The organism is Paenibacillus rhizosphaerae (assembly GCF_014192015.1).
Lineage (GTDB): Bacteria > Bacillota > Bacilli > Paenibacillales > Paenibacillaceae > Paenibacillus_AQ > Paenibacillus_AQ rhizosphaerae.
In genome coordinates this window covers 353,325-378,520 of sequence record NZ_JACHXJ010000005.1, presented here as the reverse complement: position 1 = coordinate 378,520, position 25,196 = coordinate 353,325, and the positions used below count along the sequence as shown (strand labels likewise).

General features: G+C 56.6%; 21 protein-coding genes. 6 read left to right on the top strand and 15 right to left on the bottom strand.

Annotated features, from left to right (window positions below; genetic code table 11):
- The first annotated feature begins 42 nt into the window (after positions 1-42).
- The gene (locus tag FHS19_RS27125) at positions 43-3,285 is read left to right on the top strand and encodes an efflux RND transporter permease subunit (RefSeq protein ID WP_183584984.1); all 3,243 of its coding nucleotides are present in this window, start codon (positions 43-45) and stop codon (positions 3,283-3,285) included.
- Positions 3,286-3,393: 108 nt separating this feature from the next.
- Here the strand turns inward: FHS19_RS27125 and mobA are convergent, their stop codons facing one another.
- Positions 3,394-4,017, bottom strand: coding sequence for a molybdenum cofactor guanylyltransferase (gene mobA / locus FHS19_RS27120; protein WP_183584982.1), 624 nt, complete (start codon positions 4,015-4,017; stop codon positions 3,394-3,396).
- A 288-nt stretch (positions 4,018-4,305) separates the two neighbouring features.
- Between mobA and FHS19_RS27115 the strand changes: the two genes are divergently transcribed.
- A complete protein-coding gene (locus FHS19_RS27115) occupies positions 4,306-5,544 on the top strand; it encodes an MFS transporter (RefSeq protein ID WP_312887344.1) in 1,239 nt (412 codons plus the stop codon).
- Positions 5,545-5,703: 159 nt separating this feature from the next.
- Here the strand turns inward: FHS19_RS27115 and FHS19_RS27110 are convergent, their stop codons facing one another.
- Positions 5,704-7,392 carry a glutamine--tRNA ligase/YqeY domain fusion protein gene (locus tag FHS19_RS27110; RefSeq protein WP_183584980.1) on the bottom strand — a complete coding sequence of 563 codons (1,689 nt, stop codon included), beginning with the start codon at positions 7,390-7,392 and terminating at the stop codon, positions 5,704-5,706.
- 268 nt (positions 7,393-7,660) lie between these two features.
- On the opposite strand from FHS19_RS27110, the gene FHS19_RS27105 reads away from it, so the two are divergent.
- Both FHS19_RS27105 and FHS19_RS27100 read left to right on the top strand, forming a co-directional pair.
- A complete protein-coding gene (locus tag FHS19_RS27105; RefSeq protein WP_183584978.1) occupies positions 7,661-7,915 on the top strand; it encodes a DUF2164 domain-containing protein in 255 nt (84 codons plus the stop codon).
- A gap of 93 nt (positions 7,916-8,008) precedes the next feature.
- Positions 8,009-8,557 carry a GNAT family N-acetyltransferase gene (locus FHS19_RS27100; RefSeq protein WP_183585282.1) on the top strand — a complete coding sequence of 183 codons (549 nt, stop codon included), beginning with the start codon at positions 8,009-8,011 and terminating at the stop codon, positions 8,555-8,557.
- A gap of 171 nt (positions 8,558-8,728) precedes the next feature.
- On the opposite strand, the gene FHS19_RS27095 is transcribed toward FHS19_RS27100, so the two are convergent.
- From FHS19_RS27095 to FHS19_RS27075, 5 genes are all read right to left on the bottom strand, one after another.
- Entirely contained in the window at positions 8,729-9,388 is a 660-nt protein-coding gene (locus FHS19_RS27095; protein WP_183584976.1) for an MOSC domain-containing protein, read from the bottom strand.
- 90 nt (positions 9,389-9,478) lie between these two features.
- Complete coding sequence (locus tag FHS19_RS27090; RefSeq protein ID WP_183584974.1) at positions 9,479-10,264, bottom strand: SDR family oxidoreductase; 786 nt, start codon at positions 10,262-10,264, stop codon at positions 9,479-9,481.
- Between the two features lie 237 nt (positions 10,265-10,501).
- Entirely contained in the window at positions 10,502-11,005 is a 504-nt protein-coding gene (locus FHS19_RS27085) for a GNAT family N-acetyltransferase (protein WP_183584972.1), read from the bottom strand.
- 59 nt (positions 11,006-11,064) lie between these two features.
- Positions 11,065-12,291 carry an MFS transporter gene (locus tag FHS19_RS27080; protein ID WP_183584970.1) on the bottom strand — a complete coding sequence of 409 codons (1,227 nt, stop codon included), beginning with the start codon at positions 12,289-12,291 and terminating at the stop codon, positions 11,065-11,067.
- A 214-nt stretch (positions 12,292-12,505) separates the two neighbouring features.
- Positions 12,506-14,572, bottom strand: coding sequence for a molybdopterin-containing oxidoreductase family protein (locus FHS19_RS27075; RefSeq protein ID WP_183584968.1), 2,067 nt, complete (start codon positions 14,570-14,572; stop codon positions 12,506-12,508).
- Positions 14,573-14,901: 329 nt separating this feature from the next.
- On the opposite strand from FHS19_RS27075, the gene FHS19_RS27070 reads away from it, so the two are divergent.
- Positions 14,902-15,549: an SDR family oxidoreductase gene (locus tag FHS19_RS27070; protein WP_183584966.1), complete on the top strand. Its 648-nt coding sequence runs from the start codon at positions 14,902-14,904 to the stop codon at positions 15,547-15,549.
- Between the two features lie 313 nt (positions 15,550-15,862).
- Here the strand turns inward: FHS19_RS27070 and FHS19_RS27065 are convergent, their stop codons facing one another.
- Positions 15,863-16,339, bottom strand: coding sequence for a glutathione peroxidase (locus FHS19_RS27065; RefSeq protein WP_183584964.1), 477 nt, complete (start codon positions 16,337-16,339; stop codon positions 15,863-15,865).
- 209 nt (positions 16,340-16,548) lie between these two features.
- On the opposite strand from FHS19_RS27065, the gene FHS19_RS27060 reads away from it, so the two are divergent.
- Positions 16,549-17,760, top strand: coding sequence for an oxalate decarboxylase family bicupin (locus FHS19_RS27060; RefSeq protein WP_183584962.1), 1,212 nt, complete (start codon positions 16,549-16,551; stop codon positions 17,758-17,760).
- Positions 17,761-17,913: 153 nt separating this feature from the next.
- On the opposite strand, the gene FHS19_RS27055 is transcribed toward FHS19_RS27060, so the two are convergent.
- From FHS19_RS27055 to FHS19_RS27025, 7 genes are all read right to left on the bottom strand, one after another.
- A complete protein-coding gene (locus FHS19_RS27055; protein ID WP_183584960.1) occupies positions 17,914-18,933 on the bottom strand; it encodes an LLM class flavin-dependent oxidoreductase in 1,020 nt (339 codons plus the stop codon).
- Positions 18,934-19,113: 180 nt separating this feature from the next.
- The gene (locus FHS19_RS27050; protein WP_183584958.1) at positions 19,114-20,631 is read right to left on the bottom strand and encodes a DEAD/DEAH box helicase; all 1,518 of its coding nucleotides are present in this window, start codon (positions 20,629-20,631) and stop codon (positions 19,114-19,116) included.
- Between the two features lie 202 nt (positions 20,632-20,833).
- Positions 20,834-22,504, bottom strand: coding sequence for an ABC1 kinase family protein (locus FHS19_RS27045; protein WP_183584956.1), 1,671 nt, complete (start codon positions 22,502-22,504; stop codon positions 20,834-20,836).
- Position 22,505: 1 nt separating this feature from the next.
- A complete protein-coding gene (locus FHS19_RS27040) occupies positions 22,506-22,835 on the bottom strand; it encodes a phasin family protein (RefSeq protein WP_183584954.1) in 330 nt (109 codons plus the stop codon).
- 73 nt (positions 22,836-22,908) lie between these two features.
- Positions 22,909-23,547: a ThuA domain-containing protein gene (locus FHS19_RS27035; RefSeq protein ID WP_183584952.1), complete on the bottom strand. Its 639-nt coding sequence runs from the start codon at positions 23,545-23,547 to the stop codon at positions 22,909-22,911.
- Between the two features lie 139 nt (positions 23,548-23,686).
- Complete coding sequence (locus tag FHS19_RS27030) at positions 23,687-24,499, bottom strand: uroporphyrinogen-III synthase (RefSeq protein WP_183584950.1); 813 nt, start codon at positions 24,497-24,499, stop codon at positions 23,687-23,689.
- A gap of 88 nt (positions 24,500-24,587) precedes the next feature.
- A complete protein-coding gene (locus FHS19_RS27025; RefSeq protein WP_183584948.1) occupies positions 24,588-25,130 on the bottom strand; it encodes a DUF2062 domain-containing protein in 543 nt (180 codons plus the stop codon).
- Positions 25,131-25,196: the final 66 nt, after the last annotated feature.

Here is a 25,196-nt window from a genome sequence, read left to right as displayed (position 1 = left end):
CGTGAGCAAGAGATATAAAGGAGAGGAGCAGAAACCTGCGAAATGAAGAGCATTATTAATTTTTCATTGAACAATAAATTCGCCATCTGGATCCTGACGGTCATCGTCGCCGCCGCCGGCTTGTACAGCGGGCTGGTGATGAAGCAGGAGACGATTCCGAACATCAACATCCCGTTCCTTAGCGTGACTGCCGTTTATCCGGGCGCTGCGCCGGAAGGCGTCGTGCAGGACATTACGATCCCGCTGGAGCAGCGGCTGCAGAACGTGGACGGGGTCAAGAACGTCTCCTCTACGTCAATGGAGAACGCAGCCAACATCGCCATGGAATTCGATTACGGCACGGACCTCGATCAGGCCACGGCTGCCGTTCGGGAAGCGCTCAACGAAGTGACGCTGCCTGACGGTGCCCAGAAGCCGACAATCTCCAAGTTCAGCCTGAGCTCGTTTCCGGTCGTATCCCTCAGTGCGTCCGACAGCTCAAGCGACCTGGAGGGTCTGACCAAAAACATTGAGAACGAAGTCGTGCCTGAACTGGAGAAAATTCCGGGCGTCGCTTCCGTCTCCGTCTCCGGACAATACGTGAAAGAAGTGCAGCTGACATTTAATAAGGAGAAAATGGCTCAGCTCGGCCTGACCGAAGATACCGTTAAGGGCATCGTTCAAGGCTCTTCCGTACGGGTTCCGCTCGGCCTGTTCAACCTGGAGCAGTCCTCCAAAGCGGTTGTCGTGGACGGCAACATCACGACGCTCGATGATTTGAAAAAACTGACGATTCCGGTTACGCCGGGAGCGGGCAGCGCACAAGGACAGAGCGGTAGTGCCGGGGCAGCCGGTCAAGGTGCCGGTGCCGCGGGAGCTGGCAGCACAGCTGGTGCAGGCGCAGCTGGTGCAGGCGCAGGCAGCACAGCCGGTGCAGGCGGCGCTGAGGCAGGCGATGCTGCAGCATCCGTTCAAGGCGGCCAGGCCGGTATTCCGACCGGCATTCCGACGGTGAAGCTCAGCGATATCGCTGACATCAAGGTGGTCGGCAGCGCGGAGTCGGTGTCCCGCACGAACGGCAAGGCCTCGATCGGCCTGCAGATCGTCAAGGACAATGACGCCAACACGGTGGATGTGGTCAATGCCGTGAAGGATAAAGCCAAAGACCTTGAAGGACAGTTCAAGGGCATGGAGCTTACGGTGCTGCTCGACCAGGGCAAACCGATCGAAGACTCCGTGTCGACGATGCTGGATAAAGCGGTCTTCGGCGCGCTCTTTGCCGTTATCATCATTCTGATCTTCCTGCGGAACATTCGCTCCACGATCATCTCGATCCTGTCGATTCCGCTCTCGCTGCTGATCGCCCTGCTGATTCTGTGGCGGCTCGACATTACGCTCAACATGATGACCCTCGGCGCGATGACCGTCGCGATCGGCCGCGTCGTCGACGACTCCATCGTCGTCATCGAGAACATTTACCGCCGCTTGACCAGCAGCGGTGAGAAGCTGCGCGGACGCGAACTGATCCGCGAAGCGACGCGCGAGATGTTCGTTCCGATCATGTCCTCGACGATCGTAACGATCGCGGTCTTCCTGCCGCTGGCATTCGTCACCGGCATGGTCGGCGAGCTGTTCATGCCGTTTGCGCTCACAATGGTCTTCGCCCTGCTGGCTTCCCTGCTCGTAGCGATCACGCTCGTGCCGATGCTGGCCCACACCTTGTTCAAGAAGGGCATCAAGGCCTCCAAGCAGCATGATCACGACAAGCCGGGCCGGATGGCCCGCGGCTACCAGCGGATTCTGAACTGGGCCTTGTCCCACAAGCTGATCACGTTCGGATCGGCGGTCATTCTGCTCGTAGCAAGCTTCTTCCTGACCCCGCTGATCGGCACCAGCTTCCTGCCGGATCAGGAAGACAAATACATCATGGTGACCTACTCGCCTGAACCTGGTGCTCAGCTGGAAACCGTGGAGAAGCGTGCCCTTGAGGCCGAGAAATACATTTTGGGCCAGCCGAACATCGATAAGATGCAGTACTCCGTCGGCGGCAGCGGCAATCCGCTGGCCGGGGGCTCGTCGTCCAATTCGGGTCTGTTCTATGTAGAGTACAACAAAGATACCAAAGACTTCGAGAACGTGAAGAAGAACCTCGTGGAAGGTTTGAAGAAACAGGTATCCACCGGAGAATGGAGCCTGATGGACATGTCTGGCGGCATGGGCGGAAGTTCGCTCAGCGTCAGCGTCTACGGCAACACCCTGGATGATATCAAGCCGGTCTCCGAGCAAATTCTGAAGCTGGTACAGGCGAATACGGAAGATTTTGAAAAAGCGAAAACAAGCCTTACCAAAGCTTATGACCAATACACGATCGTGGCGGATCAGCAAAAACTCAGCTCGCTGGGCTTGACAGCCGGTCAAATCGCCATGAAGCTGAGCCCGGTCCGCGAGCGTCCGGTGCTGACCGAAGTGACGGTCGATAACAAAGACTACAAGGTTTATATCGAAACCGACAACAAGGAATACAAGAGCATCAACGACATTGAGAACGAAACGGTTCAGTCGCCGCTGGGCATGAACGTTCCGATCAAAGACGTCGCCAAAGTGGAAAAAGGCACGTCGCCGGATACGATCACCCGCAACGACGGCAAAATGGTCGTGGACGTGACGGCCAACATCGTTACCTCCAACGTCGGCAAAGCTTCTTCAGACTTGCAGAAGGAAATCGACAAGATCGACTTGCCGGACGGCGTCGAAGTTAAATTCGGCGGCACCACCGAGCAGATCAACGATACGTTCACCCAGCTCGGCCTGGCCATGGCTGCGGCGATCGCCATCGTCTACTTCGTGCTCGTCGTGACTTTCGGCGGCGGCCTGGCGCCGTTTGCGATCCTGTTCTCCCTGCCGTTTACGATCATTGGCGGACTTGTCGGCCTCTGGATCGGCGGAGAGACGCTGAACGTATCGGCCCTGATGGGCGCCCTGATGCTGATCGGTATCGTCGTTACCAACGCGATCGTTCTGATCGACCGGGTGATTCACAAGGAACGCGAAGGCTTGTCAACGCGTGAAGCGCTGCTGGAAGCCGGAGCCACCCGTCTCCGCCCGATTCTGATGACGGCACTCGCTACCATCGGTGCCCTGCTGCCGCTCGTATCGGGACTGGAGAACAGTGCCGGCATCATCTCCAGAGGCCTCGGCATCACGGTTATCGGCGGTTTGGTCAGCTCCACGCTGCTGACGCTGGTTATCGTGCCGGTAGTGTACGAGTTCCTGATGAAATTCCGCAAACCGAAAGTAGAAGATTAATTTCTTCAAAATAAAAAGGACGTGCCTCTCTTCCCAAACGGGAAAGAGCACGTCCTTTTTTTAATACATAAAATCGGAATATATAGACAACTTAACAAAAATCCCCGCTCAAGAAAGACCTGTCATGGCTTGCTTATAGTCTAAAGGCTCATTCATGTTATAGAAGGCCTTGACCGCACCAGGCCCAAGCTCCTGGATCAGCTCTTCTTCGGAGACATAGCACACCTTCAGCAGATCCAGCCACTCGGTAAGGCGCAGCCGTCCGGAAGACAAGCATTGCTCCAAAGACGGCAGGACGCCGCGATGGTAGGCAGCCAGCAGCGGCTGAATGCGCCCTCCCGATACCGGGACGATGGCCTGGAAGCCGCCTTCATCATTCGTAACCGCCGCCGTTTCTTCTGCCTTCCGTGCCAGAAAACGAAAAACCTCTTCCGTCACAAACGGCATATCACAAGCCGCAACGACGCTCCAGGGCGTGGCGGCGGCATGCAGTCCGGCATCCAGCCCGGACAGTGGCCCCTGCCCCGGATAACGGTCATGCACCACTTCTTTGTCCAGGAAGGCATATTTTTCGTCGTCATTGGCCGAAATGATGATCCTTGAAGCAGCAGGCGACATCATACGGATGACTCGCCCGATCACCGTTTCACCGTTCACGCTCAGCAGCGCCTTATCGGTACCCATCCGGCTGGATCGGCCCCCGGCCAGCAGGATTCCTGTCATATTCAACATCGTCCGTCTCATCCCCTCCGTTACAAGCAATTGCAGACAATCCAGGTCCTATTTTTCATACATTTAAAGTAGAGCCAAATAAATTATGGGATAATTCTCAAAAGTTGGTTTGTATCCCTTTTCAACTAATGATAAAGTGGGATTGGCAGTCTTTAAAACGCCGCTTACGATAGGGAATGAACGGTAGAATTTCTAACTTTGCGCACGGATCGGCTCATCAGAAGATTACAATGCGGAACTTCAGTTCAACCTATATATTAGCAAACGGCCGGAAAGGAATGTGCTAGCGTGCAGGAAAACGTAAGCAAGCCGTCTTCGTTAACGCCGCTCAAGGCGTTCAACTTTTTAATCTACGGCACCATGGTGATTTTCACCAGCTACTTTCAATTATACCTGCAGGATGCGGGAATGAACAAACTGGAAATCGGCAGCCTGATGGCAATGGGGCCGCTGATCTCCCTGCTGGCCAATCCGGTCTGGATGTTTGCCAGCGAACGCCTGCGGGACACGAAGCGCAGCCTGCTTCTCATGATGGCGGGCACCCTGCTGCTGACTCAATTTGTATTTCATGCCGACACGTTTACGATGATTTATGTCGCCATGATGCTCTTTTTCTTCTTTCAAAGCCCGATGTTTGCACAGAGCAACACGCTGATTCTCGGCTATATTCCCGATCAGCCGCACCGGTTCGGCGCGTTCCGGATGTGGGGCTCTATAGGCTGGGCGGTGACGGCTGTGGCGGCCGGCCTCTTCCTCGACCGGATCGGAATCTCCCGCCTTTCCTTCGTGTTTACGGGGATTCTTGTCCTGGCGATCGTGTCCGTCCTGATCCTGCCCCCACTCAAACGGACCTCCGAAACGCCGCCGATGCGCCTTCGGGGCTTTGGCAGGTTTGCGGTGAATCGTTATTTTATTGCATTTATTATTCTGGGGGTGGCTGTCTCCGTTCCCACCTTTATGAATAATACGTTCATGTCGCTCTACATCACGGAGTTGGGAGGATCGAAAACGGTCGTGGGACTGGCCGTCTTCCTGTCGTCCATTCTGGAGATCGGCGTGCTGATTCTGTTCAATCGTTATCTGAGGCGAAAGCTATCCACGCTTGTGGGCTGCCTTTCCCTTGTCAGCCTTCTGTTCGTCCTTCGCTGGCAGCTGATGGCCAATGCCACGAGTGCGGTCGAAATCGCCGTGATCCAGATCCTCCACAGCATCACCTTCGGCGGTTTCTTCTTTGTCGGAACTCAGGTGGTGCGCCTGTTGACGCCGGCCCCCTTCCGCGGACCCGCCCAGGCGCTGTACACGCTCACTTGGAGCGGCATTTCCGGCATGCTCGGCAGCTTGGCCGGCGGCTGGCTGTTCCAAAACTTCGGCGGCGCGGCCATGTACAAAATCTGCGTGATGCTGGCGCTGATCGGCGCGGCCGGCTTCGGCATTATGTGGTATTGGATTCGCATGCAGCATCATACCCAGGCAGGGGCTGCTGGAACGGTGACCGGGCCTGCCGATGATGACGATTCACTGTTCTAAGGAAACCTTGTCCGATCTTCGGGCCAAGCCTGGATATCTGAGAAACCGGGCAAGCTGAACAAAAAGCCAGCCGCTGGATGATTTGCATCCGCGGCTGGCTTTTATATATCTCATTCGATCGTTGCAGATCTGGACACTGGGTTCCTGTGCACTCCCGTCTTATTTCGGCATTTGAAAGGAGCTCTTCAGGGAGACGACCAGGTTAAATACCGGTTGTCCGGGCGCGGAATACTTCGAATCCACGTTAAAATATCCGTGCCGGAAGAACTGGAACTTGTCCTCCGGCTTGGCATTCTTCATGTCCGCTTCCACAAAGCCGTGCAGCACTTCGAGGGAGTTCGGGTTGATTTCGTCCAGGAAGCTTTTCTCCGCCGTTTCGGCTTCGTTCTCCTCGGCTGGGGCATCCGTCTCTTCCGCCTTGATCAGCGGCTCGTACAGACGGAACTCGGCCGGTACGGCATGGGAAGCTTCTACCCAGTGGATGGTCCCCTTGACCTTGCGGCCGGTAAAGCCGGTACCGCTCTTCGTCTCCGGATCATAGGTGCAGTGAATTTCCGTCACCTCGCCGTTCTCGTCCTTCACGAAATCATGGCATTTAATGAAATAAGCATTTTTCAACCGGACCTCGTTGCCCGGGAATAGACGGAAGTATTTGTTCGGCGGGTTCTCCATGAAGTCGTCCTGCTCGATGTAAATTTCGCGCGAGAACGGGATTTGCCGCGTGCCCATGTCCGGGTTCTCGGTATTGTTCTCCGCTTCGAGCCATTCGACCTGGCCTTCCGGATAGTTGGTAATGACCACTTTCAACGGCCGCAGCACCGCCATCGTCCGCGGTGCCTTCAGTTTCAGATCCTCGCGGATGAAGTGCTCCAGCATTTGCAGATCCACCAGGCCCTGGCTCTTCGAGATGCCGGTCTCGTACACAAAATTACGGATCGCTTCCGGCGTGTAGCCGCGGCGGCGGAGTCCGGAAATTGTCGGCATGCGGGGATCGTCCCAGCCGTCAACGATCTTCTCGTCCACGAGCAGCTTCAGCTTCCGCTTACTGGTCAGCGTCTGCGCCAGATTCAAGCGGCCGAATTCGTATTGATGCGGCGTACTCTCCATTTCGCATTCCTGGATAACCCAATCATAGAACGGGCGCTGATCCTCGAACTCCAACGAGCAGAGGGAATGCGTCACGCCTTCGAGCGCGTCCTCCAACGGATGGGCGAACGCATACATCGGGTAAATGCACCACTTGTCCCCCGTGTTATGGTGCGCGGCATGGGCGATTCGGTAAATGACCGGATCCCGCAGGTTGATGTTCGGCGAGGCCATGTCGATCTTGGCGCGAAGCACCTTCTCCCCATCCTTGAACTCGCCACTGCGCATCTTCTCAAACAGTTCGAGGTTCTCTTCCACGCTGCGGTCACGGTAAGGGCTGTTCTGGCCCGGCTCGGTCAGCGTGCCGCGCGTCTCGCGGATTTGATCGGCTGTCTGATCGTCGACATACGCTTTGCCTTTTTTAATCAAAAGCACCGCACGGTTGTACATTTCATCGAAATAGTCCGAGGCGTAACGCTTTTCCGCCCATTCGTATCCAAGCCATTTCACGTCTTCTTCAATGGATCTGACGAACTCCACGTCTTCCTTCAGCGGGTTCGTATCGTCAAAGCGCAGGTTCGTTGCCCCTTCGAATTCGCCGGCAAGCGCAAAGTTGATCCAGATCGCCTTGGCATGCCCAATATGCAAATAGCCGTTCGGTTCCGGAGGAAAGCGGGTGACCACTTTCTGAACCTTGCCCGACTTCAGGTCTTCCGATATGACATTTTTAATAAAATTGGAGGGAGTGCTTGGTTTCTCCACAGTTATCAACCTTTCATCCATAAAGTCTTCTTTATAGATAGACTTCGTCCATCTTATTCTCTGTATAAAGCTTGTTTCATATAAATATACCTGTAATGCCGGGAGAGTTCAATCATTCGCGCTCCTCTCCCCTTTTACGTGAACACGAAGACTTCTACATCCTTCCCCAATCCAGGGTCAAACATGAAAATTGGGGCTAATACCATTTTGACGCCATTTGAGGAATAAGGTAGCATGGAAGTAAAAGCCGAAGGGGGCCTAAAGGCATATGCCATCGATGAAGCTGGGGAAAGAACAGCGGGACCAGGCGATTCAGCAGATCCAGCAGTTTTTTGAGAATGAACGCGGCGAAGCGATCGGTGAGCTGGCAGCGGACGGCGTGCTGGACTTCTTTATGTCGCACATCGCTCCGCATGTGTACAACCAGGCGCTGAGCGACTGCCGCCATGTGGTCAGCCAGAGAATGATATCCCTGGAAGATGATATATACGCATTGGAACAAAAGGCTAAAGCGTCCCGTTAAGTAAGAGGGGAGAAGTGAAAACGCATGGTTGGTTACATTTATAAGCTGGCCGCCAATTTCGCCGATCTTGGGAAAAGAAAGAGGGATTCATTGATGTTTACATACGCGCTTGACGACCAAATTGAGCTCAGACCCCTGGCGCTGCAGCATGCACGCCCGCTGTTTCACTTGACCGACCGGTCACGTGACCGGCTGCGGGAATGGCTCCCCTGGGTGGATGCGATCCGTGAAGTGGAGCATACGGCCAATTTTGTAAGAAACGCCATTAAGCAGGGGGCCGAAAACGGCGGAATTTCCGCCGGCATTTGGGTGGACGATGAGATCGCCGGCCTGATCAGCTATCATCAGATCGATTGGAACAACCGCTCTGTCAGCATCGGCTACTGGCTGGGGAAGGAATTTGAAGGCAAGGGCATCATGACCAGCGCCTGCCGGACCTTTGTCGATTATGCCCTGATGGAGATGGATCTCAACCGGGTCGAAATCCGCTGCGCAACGGGCAACCACCGCAGCCGCGCGATCCCCGAACGGCTGGGGTTCGTTCTCGAGGGAATCGTCCGTGAAGCAGAGAAGCTGCCCCAGGGTTACGTGAATCACGCCGTGTATGGGATGGTGCAAAGCGAGTGGAAGCTGCTCCGGTAGCCCGTTTTGAAACCCTTTCCTTCCAGGCAGACAAAATGCCGCCGCTCCTGTTCAACAGACAGGGGACGGCGGCATTTTGCGATTCGTTGGAGCGATCATTTGGCGATGCTCAGACGTTCAGCAACTGCTGAATAACATGGGGGCAGGCAGTCTGGCCGGAGCCTGTCCCGTTTAGGCCAGCCAGTAGCTGAACTGCTCCTTCACGTTCGAAGCAAGGGCCTCCACTTCGAGCATCCGGGCGATCTCTTCCCGGTCCGCCCGCTTGCGGCCCAGCGCCAGCTGACGCAGAACCGCAGCCACCGTCACGCTGCCCTGGTAGGATTCACGCTTGACGATGGACGACTGGCGGTCCAGCACCCCTTCCTGGAGCACGCGGAGATAAAACCCGCTGTAACCTGTATCCAGCACCCGTGCCGGGAAGTCGGTCACCCCATGCTTGCTGGCGATTTTGAAGCAGGGAAATCTCGGCTGGGCGACCTGCATCACCGTCCCGCCGATCTCCAACGTATCGCCGATGCACACCTCTTCTTCCAGCAGCCCCGATACGGTCAAATTCTCGCCAAAAGCCGGGCATTCCATCGGAATCCCCAGCGCTCTCTCCCAATAGGCGTAATGCTCCACGGGATAGACGCAAACGGCCTTGTCCGGTCCGCCATGATTTTTCATGTCGCCCTGGCCGTCCCCGTCCATCTGCGTGCGTCCGACGAACACTTCTCCTTCAATCGGGCGTTTATGTATGCCGGTCGTCAGCGGTTTGCCCATATACTCCACCGTCACCGGCTTGCCGACGTTCACCGATACGATCCGGTAATCGGTATCCACCTGATTCATTGCGGCTTCCCTCCAAATTGATCATCTTGCTTCCATCATAGCATTTGAGGGTGTGCCGGTCCAAAAGAATTACACGAGCTGGAGCGACCCCTAGAGAGCCTGGACCAGCCCGCCGTCAATGACAAGGGTTGTGCCGGTAATATAGGTGTTGGCACCCGATAACAGGAATACAACGCCTTTGGCGAATTCCTCCGGCGTTCCGTACCGTCCGAGCGGAATTTCGCTCTGGGACTGCTCTGCGACCTCTTCCGCGCTGACACCCTTCGCTTTGGCATTCGATTCGTTCAACTGGATGATCCGGTCGGTCTCGATCCGCCCCGGTGCCACCGTGTTCACCAGGATCCCGTACTGAGCCAGCTCCTGGGACAAGGACTTGCTCATGCCGGCTACGCCGTTGCGGAACGTATTGGACAGAATGAGCCCGGGAATCGGCTGCTTGATCGAGGTAGACGTCAAATTGACGATATGCCCGCCCAAACCCTTCATATGCGGGAGCACCTCACGGATCATTCGGACATAGCTGAGCAGGTTCAGCTGGAAAGCCTTATCCCAGTCCTCATCCGTCAGCGTTTCAAACGTTCCCGGAGACGGACCGCCCCCGTTATTCACCAATATATCGATGCGGCCGAACTTTTCGGCCGTATAACGCACCATCGCTTCCACTTCATGCGGAATCGTAATGTCCGCCGCATAATATTCCACCACGCCGCTGCCGAGCTTCTGCAGCTCCTGCTGTACCGCCTCCAGCTTGCCGTCGCTGCGGCTGACCAGCATCACATCGGCTCCTTCTCGCACCAGTTCAGCGGCGATCGCTTTGCCCAGTCCTTGACTGGATGCAATGACAAGCGCCTTTTTACCATCAAGATGAAGATCCATTCTCTTATGACCCCTCTTCTATAAATTCTGCTATACCCTTTTAAACTGATCATTCGGGGATGAAACCATTCGGATTCTTGAATGCTGCTGATGACAAAGCGTTAATTATAGTATAAAAAGGAACCTCCACCTTGTGAAAGTCCCTTTTGTACCGTTTTATATCGGGCAGACTGACTAATTATGCACAAAAAATGTCAGATCATGGCATTTTACAAAGCAGATAGCCCCATAGCCCCATCAAGGACGCGCCAGAAAACAGCTCATCAAAATATCATCGACATCACGGCCGCCGATACAAAATTCCCGTTCCAGGCAGCCCTCCTGTACGAATCCGCACTTGCGGTAAAAGGCGATGGCCCCGGGATTGGAAGACAGGACCCGCAGTCTCAGCTTTCTTTTTCCTTGCTCCTGAGCCCACTTCTTACCCGCCTCGATCAGCCTCGACCCGATCCCCTCCTGCTGATAATCGGGATGAACCGCAATGTTGATTTCACAAACATGGCTGTTGCTGGAAAGGCCCGTAGCCGGACGAAATCCGATGTACCCGCACAGCACGCCGTCCACCACGGCTACCAGCTGGGAACCCGGAGGGCAGTGACGCAGATAATCCTCCCGGGAAGACCAGCGGACCGGTTCCGGAGCGGTCCACTCGTTCCATACGAGAGCGTCGATCTCCATCAGCGCCTGGGCATCCCTCATTTCCGAGAGGCGGATGGTCAAAACACGATGTTCGGATGGCATAACAGCTTCACCTCGTTGATTGTAAACTAGGACCGGGTCCATGGATATTCAGGTCATCGTCAGCTTCCGAAGGATTCGGCCAGTTCCATCTCCGCCTGCCGGTTGCGAACCGCATGCGTCACAAAGAACACGACCGACAGCACCGCTACCCCAATCGCCAGCCAGGTCACCGGCATGATTCCTCCGTTATCGTACAGTATTCCCATGACATAGGGCCCTGCCATTCTTCCGACAGCCCCCATTCCCCCAGTCAAACCGATATAGAACGGAGCCGCCTTATAGGCGTGATCGGAAATAAAAGCCGGTATGGCCGGCGAGATCAGCATCTCTCCGAGCGTCGCCAGGATCATCGCCATAACCATTCCGGGATAACTGTGCAGACCTGCAATGACTAGGTAGGCCCCCAGATAAAAGAGACCGCTGGCCGTAATCTGAGCCGAGGAGGTCCGCGCAAACCAGCGCTTGATCAGGTTTGTCAGCGGCTGGGCGACAAAGATGAGAATGCCGTTCATCGTCCACAGGAAACCGTAAGCCCGCTTCGGCATGCCCTCGGAGATAATGAAGGGGGACACACCCGTGTTCCAGATCGAGTTCCCCAGCCAGAGGAACAGGGAACCGATGCCGATGAACAGGTACACCCTCGTATTGCAGAGCAGGGACCAGGTGCCGTCGGCACGCTCGGGCTTGTCCTTTTTCTGCAGATGAACCGGCCCCTGCTCCTTATCGAGCCGGCTGAGATAATTCAGGAAAAACATGGCGAAGACCGCCGATGTGACCCCGTTCAGAATAAAGGTCAGGTCGTAGGACAGATCCGCTAGGAATCCGCTCAGCGCCGTCCCCAGGGCGACGCCGATGTTGTTGGCGACATACACGACGTTAAACAGCTCGCCCCGGCGGTCGGCAAAGCGGTAGCCGATGAACGCCTGAATCGCCGGCATGGACACGGCGTTGCAGAAGCCGATAAAGCCCATCAGAGCCATGTATATATACCAATATGGACTGATGAAAGGCAGGGCGAACAAACCAAGCGCATTCAGGCCGAGCGATCCGACGATGAGCCGCTTCACCCCGACCCGGTGGTACAGCGCGCCGCCGAGCAGCTGGCCGACGATGCCGCCCAGCGCCTGGATCATGATGACCAGGCCGGCATCGGCCATCGAGTGGCCCAGCTCCTCAAACACGTACATGGTGGTGAGCGGCCACATCAGCGACCCGCCCGCCGAGTTGATCAGGCTGGCCGCTAAAAATATTTGAACTTCCCTAGGATAGGATTGCAGAAATTTCATGATAGGAATCTCCTGTGCAGCGGTATGTGGTGAGACCGGGCCGATGTCCGGCTTCTGAAACCGGCAGATAACGAACGAAAAAAAGAAAGCCCCTGGGGGCTCTCCGGCAGGTGTCAGCCAAGCGTAAAGCCGGCTGACACCTGTAGCAATCAATCGTTATGTCGGCCGTCCCACATGACAGTATCTATCATATTGTGTCATCCCGCAATGACCTTCACTGACGCTTTACTTCGACAGTGGTTGAGAAGAACGTGGCTCCGCCGCCCATGTCGGCCAGGCGGTCCGGCGTCAAGGCGTTGGCCCGCTGCCTGCGGCCTCCCTTTGCCCACCACAATCCCTGGCTAATGACAGTGCCGGGAAGCATTTTATCCGTCACCACGGCCTTCAGCTCATACCGTCCCCGCTCGTTGTATACGCAGACGGGATCCCCGTCAGTAATACCGCGGACAGCGGCGTCTTCCGGATGGATCTGCAGCACCGGCTCCTTCTCCAGCTTCTGATGCTTTTCCACATTGGCGAAGGTGGAGTTCAGGAAATTGTGGTTTGGCGGCGAAATGAACATGAGCGGGAAGCTCTCTCCTGCCGCAGGACGGCGCTGCCCGTCGTAGCCTTCCTTCAGCGGGACATACTCCGGCAGCGGCGGCAGTCCCGCCTGCTTCATCGCTTCGGAATACAGCTCGATTTTGCCGGAAGGAGTCGGCAGCCGGTCCAAATAGTGCTGCTTTGGCGTCATGTCAAGCTTCACGAAGCGCTGCTCCTTCAGCGACCCCAAGGTTACTCCGTTCAAATAGGGATTGTCCGGATAATCCAGCGCCGCTTCGATCATCTGCTCCTCTGTTTGGGAGAAGGCCTCTTCATCGAAGCCCATCGCCCGGCCCAGCAGGGAGAACAGCTCCACGTTGCTCTTGCTCTCGCCCTGCGCAGGAATGACAGGCTCCTGGATCTGAACATATTGATGCCAGTAAGAGCCGAACAAGTCCGTGCTCTCAAAGGAAGAGGTCGCCGGCAGAAGGATATCGGCGTATTTCGCCGTATCGGTCATAAACAGGTCATGCACGACCGTAAACAGGTCCTCCCGGGCAAATCCGGCCTGAACCCGTGCCGTATCCGGCGCGACGACCAGCGGGTTGCTGCAGTAGACAAGCAGCGCCTTGATCGGCTGCTCCGTCATGGCCAGCGCTTCCCCGATCCGGTTCATGTTGATGCTGCGAGCCTCGGGGTTCGGCCGCAGATCCGGGCGTTCCAGCGCTTCGCTGTTCATCGCGTTATAGCCGCCGTTGGACTTGGCCGCGCCCCCGCCCTGCTTCAGCCAATGGCCGGTCAGGGCCGGCAGGCAGGCGATGCTGCGGATGTTCATGCCGCCGTTGTCATGGTGCTGCAGGCCGTTGCCGATGTGAATGTAGGCAGCTTCCGCCTCGCCGTACATACGGGCCAGCTTCTCGATATCCTCTTCGGGAATGCCCGTAATTTGGGATACGCGGGCCGGGGTGTACGCCTTCACATGCACTCGCAGCTCCTCATGGCCGATAGTGTATTTGGCCATAAAGCCGTTGTCCGTCAGTCCATCGCGGAACAGGATGTGCATCATGCCCAGCGCGAGCGCCGTATCCGTTCCGGGGTACAGCGGGATAAACCAGTCGGCCCACTGGCCGGTACGGTTCCGGTGCACGTCGATGACGACCACCTTGGCTCCGCGCTTGCGGGCTCTCTCCGCAATGACGACTTGGTGCATGTTCGTGCTGATGATGTTGCCGCCCCAGACCAGAATCAGGTCGGCGTATTCGGTATCCTCCGGCGTCGTCCCGCCGCCGAAGCCCATCGTATATTTCCAGCCGGCGCCGCCGGCGGAGTTGCAGATCGTTTGGTCCAAACGGCTTGTACCCAGCGCATTGAGGAAACGCCGGTCCATGCCGTCGACGCTGAGAATGCCCATATTGCCATAGAAGCTGTAGGGCAGTATCGCTTCGGAGCCATGCTCCGCGATAATATCACGAAAGCGCTGCGTAATTTCCGTCACGGCTTCGTCCCAGGTAATCCGTTCAAACCGGCCTTCCCCTTTGGGCCCCGTTCGCTTCATCGGGTACAGCACCCGGTCCGGATGATAAACCCGCTCCGTCATATTTCGTACCTTATTGCAGATCGCACCCTGAGTAATCGGGTGATCGGGGTTGCCGGTCACTTTGACGATTTTACCGTTCTCCTTGTGCAGCAGCAGGCCGCAGGTATCCGGGCAATCCAGCGGGCACACCGCAGGAAAAACGCCGTTCTCTTGCTCGATCATCTCCCGCTCCATCTCCCTCTATATGAAGTCTGTATATGCTTGTATTTCTATCTTAAAGCGAGTCGGCAAAATCCGCAAAAGAAAAATGGAGACTTCTGTTTCACCCCCATCCCCGCCGGGTATAAAAAGAACAGGAGCATAGAGTGGACGAACCGCGTTCGCCCTGCCTGCTATGCCATATATCATGGACCACTCCCAACCGAATTCGCCAGGTCGATGTTTCGTTCCCCCGGACGCCGACCTGGCGAATTTGTTTATTTTTGGAATCCCATCAAAACCTGTGTTCCCGCCCTGGGCATCGGGGTAATCATTCGTAGAGGTGATAAACGATGACAACGGTTTTTGTAGCAGGCGCAAACGGGCAGACCGGGCGCAGAATCGTATCAAAGCTGGTTGAGGCAGGCTATGACGTAAGAGGTCTGGTCCGTAAAGAGGAGCACCTCCGGGAACTGGAATCCGCAGGAGCCAAAGGTTACCTTGGGGACTTGTCGGGAGCTTTCACAGGCGGTATGAAAGGAGCGGACATCGTCGTCTGCGCCGCAGGGGCCGGCACCTCGGGAGATCCGGAGCATGTGGATCATGTCGGAACCGTTCGGCTCATTGAGCAGAGCGTGCTGGAGCAAATCCCGCGGTTTGTGCTGATCAGCTCTATGGGCACAAAGGATCCGGATGCCATGCCTTCTTTCCTGAAGCCCTTCCTGATGGCCAAACGCAAGGCCGAGACCATCCTGGAGGAAAGCGGACTGCGCTATACCATTATTCGTCCGGGCGGACTGACGAACGAGCCGGGCAAAGGCAAGGTGCATGCCGCCCCGCAGCTGCAGCGGCACGGCCGGGTATCCAGGGATGATGTGGCCGCAGCTGTTCTCGCAGCGCTGCAAACCAAGCAGACCCATAATCAATCGTTCGACCTGCTTGAAGGCGATATTCCGGTAGAGGAAGCGTTGAAGGGATTAAACGGCAGCGTTCCGCAGTAACCCTCCGTTGTTTGGAAACAAACAAGGACACGGTTATCCGTGATTCAACGCCGGAAAGCGCCGGAGAAGTAAGAAAAACGGGAAGCAATGGCTCTGGAGTTTATACTTTCTGATATTATAAAAAAAACGTCTATCGACGTACCTTCAAAGAAGACAGACCGCGTTTAAAGGAAGTTTTTCTTGCAATATCAGGAAGCAATGGCTCTGGAGTTTATACTTTCTGATATTATCAAAAAGGTCTGTCCCGTTTTCGGGACAGACCTTCTTTCAACATATTATCGTTTCGCTTTCAGGCGGCTGCTTCCCGGGCGGTTTACAGCAAACCGCGAATCGCCTCCGTCATGGCTTCCGGCGACTCCTTCGGCTCAAAGCGGGCAACCACTTCTCCCTGCCGGTTCACCAGGAACTTCGTAAAGTTCCATTGAATCCCGCCGTCTTCGGCCGGACCCGGCTGCTGCTCTTTCAAGTATTGAAAGAGTGGATGGGCCCCTTCCCCGTTCACTTCCACTTTGGCGAATACCGGGAATTGAACCCCGTAATTCAGCTGGCAGAACGATGCGGCTTCTTCGCTGGTTCCCGGCTCCTGTCCCCCAAACTGGTTGCAGGGAAATCCAAGGATTTCGAGCCCCTGCGCCTTGAACTGGTCGTACAGCTTCTGCAGGTCGCCATACTGCGGCGTTAATCCGCATTGGCTCGCCGTATTGGCGATGACCAGCACTTTGCCTGCATAATCCTGAAGAGACACCTCTTGACCAGAGGTCTTGGCTGCTGTGAATTGGTACACGGACATGTGATTACCCCTTTCTATCGTTCCTATGGAGTTGGTATTACGCTGTGTTTTTACGATCCACTTTCCATGATACTCCAAAGCGGCCATGATGCAAGTCCAGCCCCAAGCGAATCCAATGGAGCCGGGAAACAGCCTCATATCGGCATGCGGCGGTTCATATACTTTCCTGTAGCCGAAGGGGAGATTACTGCTGAAAAGGAGCCATACGTATGAATCACTCATCCAATAGGCCGGAGTCGGGCAGGCGGATTCCCCAGCCGATCCGCGGCCGCGAAGGAGCGACCGACGAGGGCCCGCGCGACGTGCTTCGGGATATGGAGAATCCCGACATGCTCGTTCCGCCGAAGACCGACAACGGGCTGATTCCCAATTTAACATTTTCCTTCTCCGATACGCACATGCAGCTTAACGAAGGCGGATGGTCCAGGGAAGTGACGATTCGCGAGCTGCCCATCGCCACCACGCTGGCCGGCGTCAACATGCGCCTCACCCCAGGCGGCCTGCGCGAGCTCCACTGGCACCAGCAGGCCGAATGGTCCTTTATGCTGCTCGGCAGGGCATGCATTACGGCAGTGGACCAGAACGGCCGCAATTTCATTGCCGACGTGGGTCCCGGAGATCTCTGGTATTTCCCGCCAGGTATTCCCCATTCCATTCAGGGGCTCGAAGAAGGCTGCGAGTTTTTGCTCGTCTTTGACGACGGACATTTCTCCGACCTGAACACCCTTAGCATCTCCGACTGGTTCGCCCATACCCCCAAAGAAGTGCTCTCGGCCAATTTCGGCGTTCCGAAAAGCGCGTTTGCGGATATCCCTTCCGGTCAGGTTTACATCGAGCAGGAACCCGTTCCCGGTCCGCTGGATAGCCAAAAGGTAACCTCGCCCTACGGGGAGGTGCCCCAAACCTTTACGCACCGCCTGCTCGCGCAGCCTCCGATCATCACGTCGGGCGGCAGCGTGCGGATCGTGGATTCGTCCAATTTCCCGATCTCGCGCACCGTAGCGGCAGCACTGGTGGAGATCAAGCCCGGCGGGATGAGGGAGATGCACTGGCACCCGAATCAGGACGAATGGCAGTATTACCTCACCGGCCAAGGCAGAATGACCGTATTCGCCGGTGGCGGCAAGGCCCGTACGTTCAACGTTCGCGCGGGGGACGTCGGCTATGTGCCGTTCGCCTTCGGACACTATATTCAGAATACCGGAACAGACAGCCTCTGGTTTTTGGAAATGTTCAAAAGCGACCGGTTCGCGGATGTTTCATTAAACCAGTGGATGGCCCTGACGCCGAGGGAGCTGGTAGCGGAAAACCTGAACGTCGGCTCCGATCTGCTGGATGCGCTGCGCAAGGAAAAATCGCCGGTAGTCAAGTACCCCGGATTCTCTTACAAAAAGCCAGAAGACGGCCCCTCGGACGAGTAACATCCAGGGGGACGTCTTTTTTCTAGAAATAAGAAGGTATAGGCTTCGAAGACTCGACTTCCTTATACCGCAAGAAAAGTTACCGCTAAATGCGGTCCGTCTTCTATGAACATTAGTCGATAGACGTTATTCTAATTTCGCCCGCTCGTTCCTTTATCGTCCGGCAGCTTCCGGTAGTCCGAACGCTTCGGCGATCAGCCGGAAGGACTGCAGCTTATCCTCAAAACAATGGGTAATGCTGGCGATCATCACCTCATCGGCATGGTATTCCGCGCACAGCTCTTCTATCCTGCCTTTCACCTGCTGCGGGGAACCTACGACCATCCGCTTGCGGTTCTCCTCAATCCGGATCCGGTCGTACCGCGTATACGGATATTCCAGCGCTTTCTCCACCGGCGGAGTGCCTGCAGACGATCCGCCCTTTTCCAATAAAATGAGTGAAAGATCCATGCTGGATGCAATCCGGTTTGCCTCTTCCTCCGTCTCGGCGCAAACCGCAAAGATCGCTACCAAGGACTGGGGTTTGTCAAAAATGGCCGACGGCTGAAAATGCTCCTGGTACCAACGCATCACATCGCTGCCGCCGGAACCGTTGATAAACTGGGCGAAGGCAAATCCGGTCCCCTGCATGGCGGCAATCCCGGCGCTGCCCCCGCTGGAGCCGAGCAGCCACATTTCCGGAACGGTTTGGACCATCGGCGTGGCCAGAAGACCCGCAAAAGGATGTTCCGGACTCAGAGAATCCGTCAAATAGGCGATTAAGTCGTCGATCTGATCGGCGTAGCGGTCCTCACCGCGCATCTTCCCTTCCTGAAGGGCACGGGTCGCCAAAGGCATGCCGCCCGGCGCGCGTCCGAGTCCCAGGTCGATTCTCCCTGGGTATAGGCCTTCCAAGAGCCGGAAGTTTTCCGCTACCTTGTAAGAGCTGTAGTGAGGCAGCATTACGCCGCCCGATCCAATCCGGAGCGTCGACGTCTTCGCCGCCAGATGGGAGATCAGCACTTCCGGACTCGAGCCGGCCAGGTTCGGGGAAAAATGATGCTCCGATACCCAAAAACGGTGGTATCCGAGCCGTTCGGCTTCCTGGGCCATGGCCGCCGTCTGGGCCAGTGCTTCCACCGGATTGCTGCCTTCCGAAATCGTTGATTGATCCAATATGCTCAGCTTGATCATTACGCATCAAGACCTTTCTGCTTATGACTGATTGCAGCGTGTGCTGACTGCTGTCGGTGCAGCAGCGGCATCCATGATTTGGATGAGCTGCCCTGCTATTATATCATGCGAGTGACGGGACAAAAAAAGGCAGCAGCTGTCCCCACCTGGGTCAGCTGCTGCCTTGCCCGCGGGCCGCCGTTATTTCCGGCGCCCGCGTCCTCCCGCGCTCCGGCCTCTGCCGCCGGGAGCGGATGGGCGGCCCGTGCCGCTACGCTTGGCGTCCCGGCCGCCGCGGGAACCGCCAGCCGGCGCGCCATGATCCGCGCGTGCCGCTGGGCCCCGGCCGCCGCCAGCGCTGCGGCCGCCACGCTGCCCGGCCGCACCGGTGCGGGAGCGGCCGGCACTTGCACCGCCTGCGCCGGCCTCGCTTCCGGCGTAGGCGCCGCGCGCCCGCTTGGCCTCGCCGCGGGCGCCCCTGCCTTCACCGCCCGCGCGTGCGGGGCGGTCATCCCGGCGCGGGCGGCCTTCGCCGCGTCCGCGTTCGCCCTGCTCCGCATGGATAGCGCGCGCCTTGGTCCCCGCGGCGGTGATGCCGGCGCCCTTGTCATACCGGCGCCGTTCGATGTTGTACTGGATGTGCTGCTCGATGCGTGCCAGCTCGCCTTTATCTTTGGGGGCGGCCAGCGTGATGGCCATGCCCTTCTCCCCGGCCCGGCCCGTGCGGCCGATCCGGTGAATATAGCTCTCCACGTCATGCGGGATGTCGTAGTTAAACACATGCGTGACGCCTTCCACATCAAGCCCGCGGGCCGCTACGTCCGTCGCGACCAGCAGCTGCAGCTTCGCCTCACGGAACCGCTTCATCACCGCTTCACGCTTCGCCTGCGACAGGTCACCATGCAGCTCGTCCGAGTTATAGCCTTTCTCCAGCAAGGCCTCATTGAGCGCCGACGCCCGCCGCTTCGTGCGGCAAAAAATGATCGCCAGAAACGGGCGGTACGTGTCGATCATGGAGAACAGCGCTTCCTGCTTGGTCCGGTCCGTCACTTCCACGACGATCTGCCGGATATGGTCCAGCGGCACAGGCGACTTCTCCCCTTTGATCACCACGTCCTCCGCGTCCCGGGTATAGGCTGCCGCAAGCCGCTTGACCTCGGCAGGCATCGTTGCCGAGAACAGCATCGTCTGGCGCTTGTAGGGCAGTGCCTGAATCAGTGTCTCGACCTCGTCCAGGAAGCCCATGTGCAGCATTTGGTCGGCCTCGTCCAGCACGAGCATTTTGACGCGCCCGAGTTCCAGCGTGCCGCGCCGGAGGTGGTCCAGCAGCCTGCCCGGCGTGCCGATGATCAGCTGGCGTCCCCCTTCGAGCTTCCGCAGCTGCTTCTCGACGTCCTGTCCGCCGTAAACGGCCAGAATCCGGATATCGGTCCCTGCCGCCAGTTTTCTTGCCTCCTCGGTAATCTGCAGCGCCAGCTCGCGCGTGGGTGCGACGACAAGCGCCTGTGGATACAGCTGTGTCGGGTCTATTTTTTGCAGCATCGGCAGCATAAAGGCCAGCGTCTTGCCGGTTCCTGTACGTGCCCTCGCGATCACGTCGCTCCCAGCGAGCAGGAGCGGGATCGTCTCTACTTGTACCGGCGTCGGGATGGCAATGCCGTTCGCCCGCAGTGTATTGACCAATGATTCGTTAACGCCCAAACTTGAAAACTTCAACAAAAATGCACCTCATTCATTAAGATCCGCCTTTAGCGGGATATATAGTGGATTAACTCTGCTTATAAGCTTGTACTTCTTATATCTTAAAAAGGAGGACCGTCACGCGACCCGTGCAGGGCCGCCGGACAGACCTCCCTTAAAGGATGTTATGGAAACGCATGAAAAAACAATGTATGGATCATAATGGCGGCAATACGGGCAGCTAAAACCTGCCGGATTTGAATATGGAAAACAGCAGCCACAGCACCATCAACAGCGCCACAATAAATCCGGTCCCGATTACCGGAAAATGCCACAGCACCGAGGATTGCTGATTCAGGGAAGAACCGATGATCAGTCCGACCATGATGATGCTGAAGGCAAGCAGCACGATGCTGAAGGACAGCCGGTTGCTGATCTGGTCGAGCTTCCTCATCAGGGCTTCCATCTCCGGAACGCTGATCTCAACCTTCAGCTTGCCCTTGCTGATTAACGATGATATCTGCCTTGCCTGGTCCGGCAGGTCAAACAGCGCCTCTGCCAGACCCGCCGCTCCGCCCAGCAGCTTCTTCCGCAGGTTGCGGGTGCTGAAGCGGTCCTTGATCAGCTTCCGTCCAAACGGCTCCGCCATGTCGATGATGCTGAGCGTAGGGTCCAGCTTCTCGATGACGCCTTCCATCGTCAGCAGCGCCTTGCCGAGCAGCGTCAGATCAGGGGGGATCATCACTTTGTGACGCTGGGCGACCGCGAACAGATCGTTCAGCGCCGTCCCCATGCTGATTTCGGAAAAAGGTATATTATAGTACTGCTCCCGCAGACTGTCCAGATCCCTGCGCAGCTCGCGAATATCGCCATCTTCGGGCATCATGCCCAGCCTCAGCACGGCTCGGACCATGCTGTCGGTGTTTTTCCTCATCAGGGCGATGATCAGCGAAGACAGATGATCCTTCATCTCCTCGCTAAGCCGTCCCACCATACCGAAATCCAGATAAGCGAGACTGCCGTCCTTGCGCACAAGCAGATTGCCCGGATGCGGGTCAGCGTGGAAAAAGCCTTCGATGAAAATCTGGTGCAGCATGCTCTCCACGAGCTTCTCGGCCGTTTCTTTCAAATCATATCCCTTCGCCACAAGCTCCTCCTGATGGCTTAAAGAGATGCCCCGGACGTATTCCATCGTCATGACGCGCGAAGACGTATACTGCCAAAATATTCGCGGGATGCACACGGTCTCATCGTTCTGAAACTGCAGTGCGATTTTCTCCGCGTTGCGGCCCTCCTGGGTATAATCCAGCTCAGCCCGCATGGAGCTCGCAAACTCTTCCACCAGGCGGGCGATCTGATACTGCTTGACCCATACCCAGCGCTTCTCAGCGAGTGCGGTCAGGTCCCTCAGGATCTCCAAGTCTCTGACCACCATCTGTAAAGCCCCCGGACGCTGGACTTTGACCGCTACATCCTCGCCGGTCTTGAGCTTGCCGAGATGAACCTGTCCAATGGAAGCCGCCGCTATCGGCGACTCCTCAAACCAGGAGAAAATATCCTCGATGGCGTCGTCCAGCTCCTGTTCGATAATGCCTTTGGCCGACTCGGACGAGAAGGGCGGAACCTGATCCTGAAGCTTGATCAGCTCCCGGATGATCGGCTCCGGCAATAGGTCCGACCGGGTGCTGGCCAACTGTCCCAGCTTGACGAACGTCGGCCCCAGGTCTTCCAGAACCAGCCGGATCCGTTCTCCCAGCGTCTTGGTCTGCGGCGTTTCATGAGTGATCCACCGTCTCGGGATGGACAGCATCTGGAACAGGCCCAGCTCCTCCACGATATAACCAAAGCCATGACGCATAAGCGCCATGGCGATCTCCCGGTAACGACCGGTATGTCTGATGCGCAGTGCCATCTTATTCCGCGGCCGGTTCGGAACGCTCTGCTTCGAGCTCCGCCACCCTCTTCTCCAATGTTGCGATGCGCTGTTCCAGACTGACGATGTCCTGATCGGAAGGAACGTGAATGTCCGTCAACACACGCCGAACCTGCTCCTGAATCCACGTTTTAAATTGGGACTGCTCCTCTTCGCCGCGTTCCACCAGCCGGTTGACCAGATCCTTGGATTCCGACGGCGCCAGCTCGCCCCGTTTGACTAGATCGTCCACGATCTTTTCGACTTTCTCTTTGCTCACTATGGTAAGGCCCCATCCCAATGAAATTGCTTTTTTAAACAGATCACTCATGGTTATTCCTCCCAAAGCTATAGTCAATATATTATACCCCCAAATGATGGGTCATATAAACCCGGTGGCCGCATTAACCCGGAAGATGCGCCGCCCATTGCGCGGCCTGCAGAATAAGCCGGCGGATCTGCGGATGGAGGAACGTCGGCTCGTGATGCCCCGGCATCAGAAAAGCGACTCTTCCCATGCCGTAGCTATGCTTCCAGGCCGCCGGATGCCACGTTCCTTCCAGTTCGTATTCCAGCAGCACGGTTCTTTGGCCAAACGGGTCGAAATCGATCTGGTACGGTTCTTCGTCGAGTTCAAAAGGCTCGATGCCTTTCGTAACCTGGTCCTCCGCGCTCACCCGGAACGACAGCGGCTGGTACGGTGGATGACCGTTAAAACGGCCGCCGGCCAGCTGGGCCAGCTCGTATCGCCGGTTGCCGATGGACAGGCCGTTGTGGATGACAAGCAGTCCTCCCCCCTGGCTCACGTAAGACAGCAGACCCGCTGTCTGCTGCGGAGACACCTTCTCGTCCCACAGGTCGAAATAGCATATGCAAAGGTCAAACGGCTTCAAATGCTCTTCGAGCAGCAAATTTTTGTTCTCGCTGCATTGAACCGAAATGACATCGTTCAAAATATGGCTGATCTGCGCGTCCACCCCCTGCAAAGGGTGAAATTTCGGATGCGTGTAATCGCCGAGTAAAATGCTTTTTTTCTTGTTCATTATGTTCCTCCTTGCTCGCTCTCGTTCCCTATAGCATTCCACACTTTCCGAAAAAAACCTTTAATTCCTTTCGTTTTGGTGTAGGAAAAAAGGGATGCGACCAGCCGCATCCCCCGTCTGTATGGACATGTCCCTTCCGTCAATTTCGAACAAAATACCTTCCCAGTTCCACCATCATGCTGCCCATCCGCTCATCTTCCTCCGGCGAGCAGACGCGTTCGATGCCTTCCTCCCGCAACGCCTGGGCCGTAATTTTGCCAACGGCCGCCGCGATGACTGGTCCGGAGAAAGCCGATATCAGCTCCGAAAGCTCGCCCTTCGCCCGGGCGTACTCGATCAGGTTGCGCACCTGCGGGCCGCTGGTGAACGCCACGGCGTCCAGCTCCGCCGCCGTAATTTCGGCGAGCAGCCGCGCAAGCTCCGCTTCATCCGGAGCAATATGCTGATACGGCAGCACCTCCCGCACCTGTGCCCCCTGTTCCTGCAGCCAGGCGGTCAGCTTCGGGGCCGGATCGCCGTGCAGCTGAAGAATGACGTCCGCGCCTTGAAACGAATAAGAAGCCAGTCCCCGGATCAGACCGGCCGTGCTTCCGTCGTCATCCCGTACGATCGGGATAATCCCTCTTTTCTTCAGCGCATTAACCGTCTTGTAACCCCGGGCGGCAATGGACGAGCCCTGCAGCGCTTCCAGCAGTGCAGCGCCAGCCCCCATCTCCTCCGCTACCTGATCGATGGCGTCGAGCCCCATGCCCGTCGTCAATATGACCCAGGCCGGGGGATTGGCGATCCAGGCTTCAATATCCTCGCGCAGCTTCACATCGTCGAGGAATACCGTTCCCTGTGCGGGACGAATCAGCGGAATGCCTCCCATGTTCTCCACAAGTTTGGCCATTTCGGCCGCCTTGCGGGGACCGGTTAACGCAATTTTTTTACCTGCCAAATTCCGAGCCATGCATCCTTCTCCTCATCAGGGTTCATGGAACCCGCCACTGTTTTATTAAACAGTATACTTGAAATCCCGCCCCAGGAGATGAAAAGATTCAAAGACTTTTGACGGCAGTGGCGTTTTGGCGCTTGGCCAGACGGTGTCTTTTGCGCTGGTTATACAAGAATCGAACGACAAAAAAGGAAATGACGCCAAGCACCAGGCCGAACACCGACATGCCGATCAGCACATGGAGGCCGCCCTGCAGCAGATGCTTAAATATGGTGAAATCGCCGGACAGCAGGTTTCTCCAAGCATGCTCCTGGACCGGAATATCCACCATTTTTTTCGGAAAGAACCATTCTCCGATTTTCTTGGCAAAAGGGAGGAGGACAATAGGAAGGAAAGTGAGCTTGCCAATGACATTGCCTATAATAGCTGCCGGAAGCGAGCCGCCGGACAGCCTTACCGTAGGGTAAAAAATCAAATACACCAGCGACCCGGTGGAAATGACGATCATCTCGAGGCCGAACCCGAGCGCAAATCCGAGTGACACTTTGCGTGCTCCGCCCGGGGAACGAAACAGCTTGATCATGTTCAGCTTGATTTTCCGGTAAAACATATGAAAAATGTTGTGCTTTTTCGATTTGGTTGTCATGTAATCACCCTTCAGGTTTGCCTAGCAGGCAGGACATCCCCTTCAGCCGCAGGCTTCAGGGCCGCC

Excerpts from the sequence above, each read along its gene's own strand:
- FHS19_RS27125 (WP_183584984.1), top strand. The coding sequence starts at position 43 with ATGAAGAGCATTATTAATTTTTCATTGAACAATAAATTCGCCATCTGG.
- mobA (WP_183584982.1), bottom strand. The coding sequence starts at position 4,017 with ATGTTGAATATGACAGGAATCCTGCTGGCCGGGGGCCGATCCAGCCGG.
- FHS19_RS27105 (WP_183584978.1), top strand. The coding sequence starts at position 7,661 with ATGCCATCGATGAAGCTGGGGAAAGAACAGCGGGACCAGGCGATTCAG.
- FHS19_RS27100 (WP_183585282.1), top strand. The coding sequence starts at position 8,009 with ATGTTTACATACGCGCTTGACGACCAAATTGAGCTCAGACCCCTGGCG.
- FHS19_RS27095 (WP_183584976.1), bottom strand. The coding sequence starts at position 9,388 with ATGAATCAGGTGGATACCGATTACCGGATCGTATCGGTGAACGTCGGC.
- FHS19_RS27090 (WP_183584974.1), bottom strand. The coding sequence starts at position 10,264 with ATGGATCTTCATCTTGATGGTAAAAAGGCGCTTGTCATTGCATCCAGT.
- FHS19_RS27085 (WP_183584972.1), bottom strand. The coding sequence starts at position 11,005 with ATGCCATCCGAACATCGTGTTTTGACCATCCGCCTCTCGGAAATGAGG.
- FHS19_RS27080 (WP_183584970.1), bottom strand. The coding sequence starts at position 12,291 with ATGAAATTTCTGCAATCCTATCCTAGGGAAGTTCAAATATTTTTAGCG.
- FHS19_RS27075 (WP_183584968.1), bottom strand. The coding sequence starts at position 14,572 with ATGATCGAGCAAGAGAACGGCGTTTTTCCTGCGGTGTGCCCGCTGGAT.
- FHS19_RS27070 (WP_183584966.1), top strand. The coding sequence starts at position 14,902 with ATGACAACGGTTTTTGTAGCAGGCGCAAACGGGCAGACCGGGCGCAGA.
- FHS19_RS27065 (WP_183584964.1), bottom strand. The coding sequence starts at position 16,339 with ATGTCCGTGTACCAATTCACAGCAGCCAAGACCTCTGGTCAAGAGGTG.
- FHS19_RS27060 (WP_183584962.1), top strand. The coding sequence starts at position 16,549 with ATGAATCACTCATCCAATAGGCCGGAGTCGGGCAGGCGGATTCCCCAG.
- FHS19_RS27055 (WP_183584960.1), bottom strand. The coding sequence starts at position 18,933 with ATGATCAAGCTGAGCATATTGGATCAATCAACGATTTCGGAAGGCAGC.
- FHS19_RS27045 (WP_183584956.1), bottom strand. The coding sequence starts at position 22,504 with ATGGCACTGCGCATCAGACATACCGGTCGTTACCGGGAGATCGCCATG.
- FHS19_RS27040 (WP_183584954.1), bottom strand. The coding sequence starts at position 22,835 with ATGAGTGATCTGTTTAAAAAAGCAATTTCATTGGGATGGGGCCTTACC.
- FHS19_RS27035 (WP_183584952.1), bottom strand. The coding sequence starts at position 23,547 with ATGAACAAGAAAAAAAGCATTTTACTCGGCGATTACACGCATCCGAAA.
- FHS19_RS27030 (WP_183584950.1), bottom strand. The coding sequence starts at position 24,499 with ATGGCTCGGAATTTGGCAGGTAAAAAAATTGCGTTAACCGGTCCCCGC.
- FHS19_RS27025 (WP_183584948.1), bottom strand. The coding sequence starts at position 25,130 with ATGACAACCAAATCGAAAAAGCACAACATTTTTCATATGTTTTACCGG.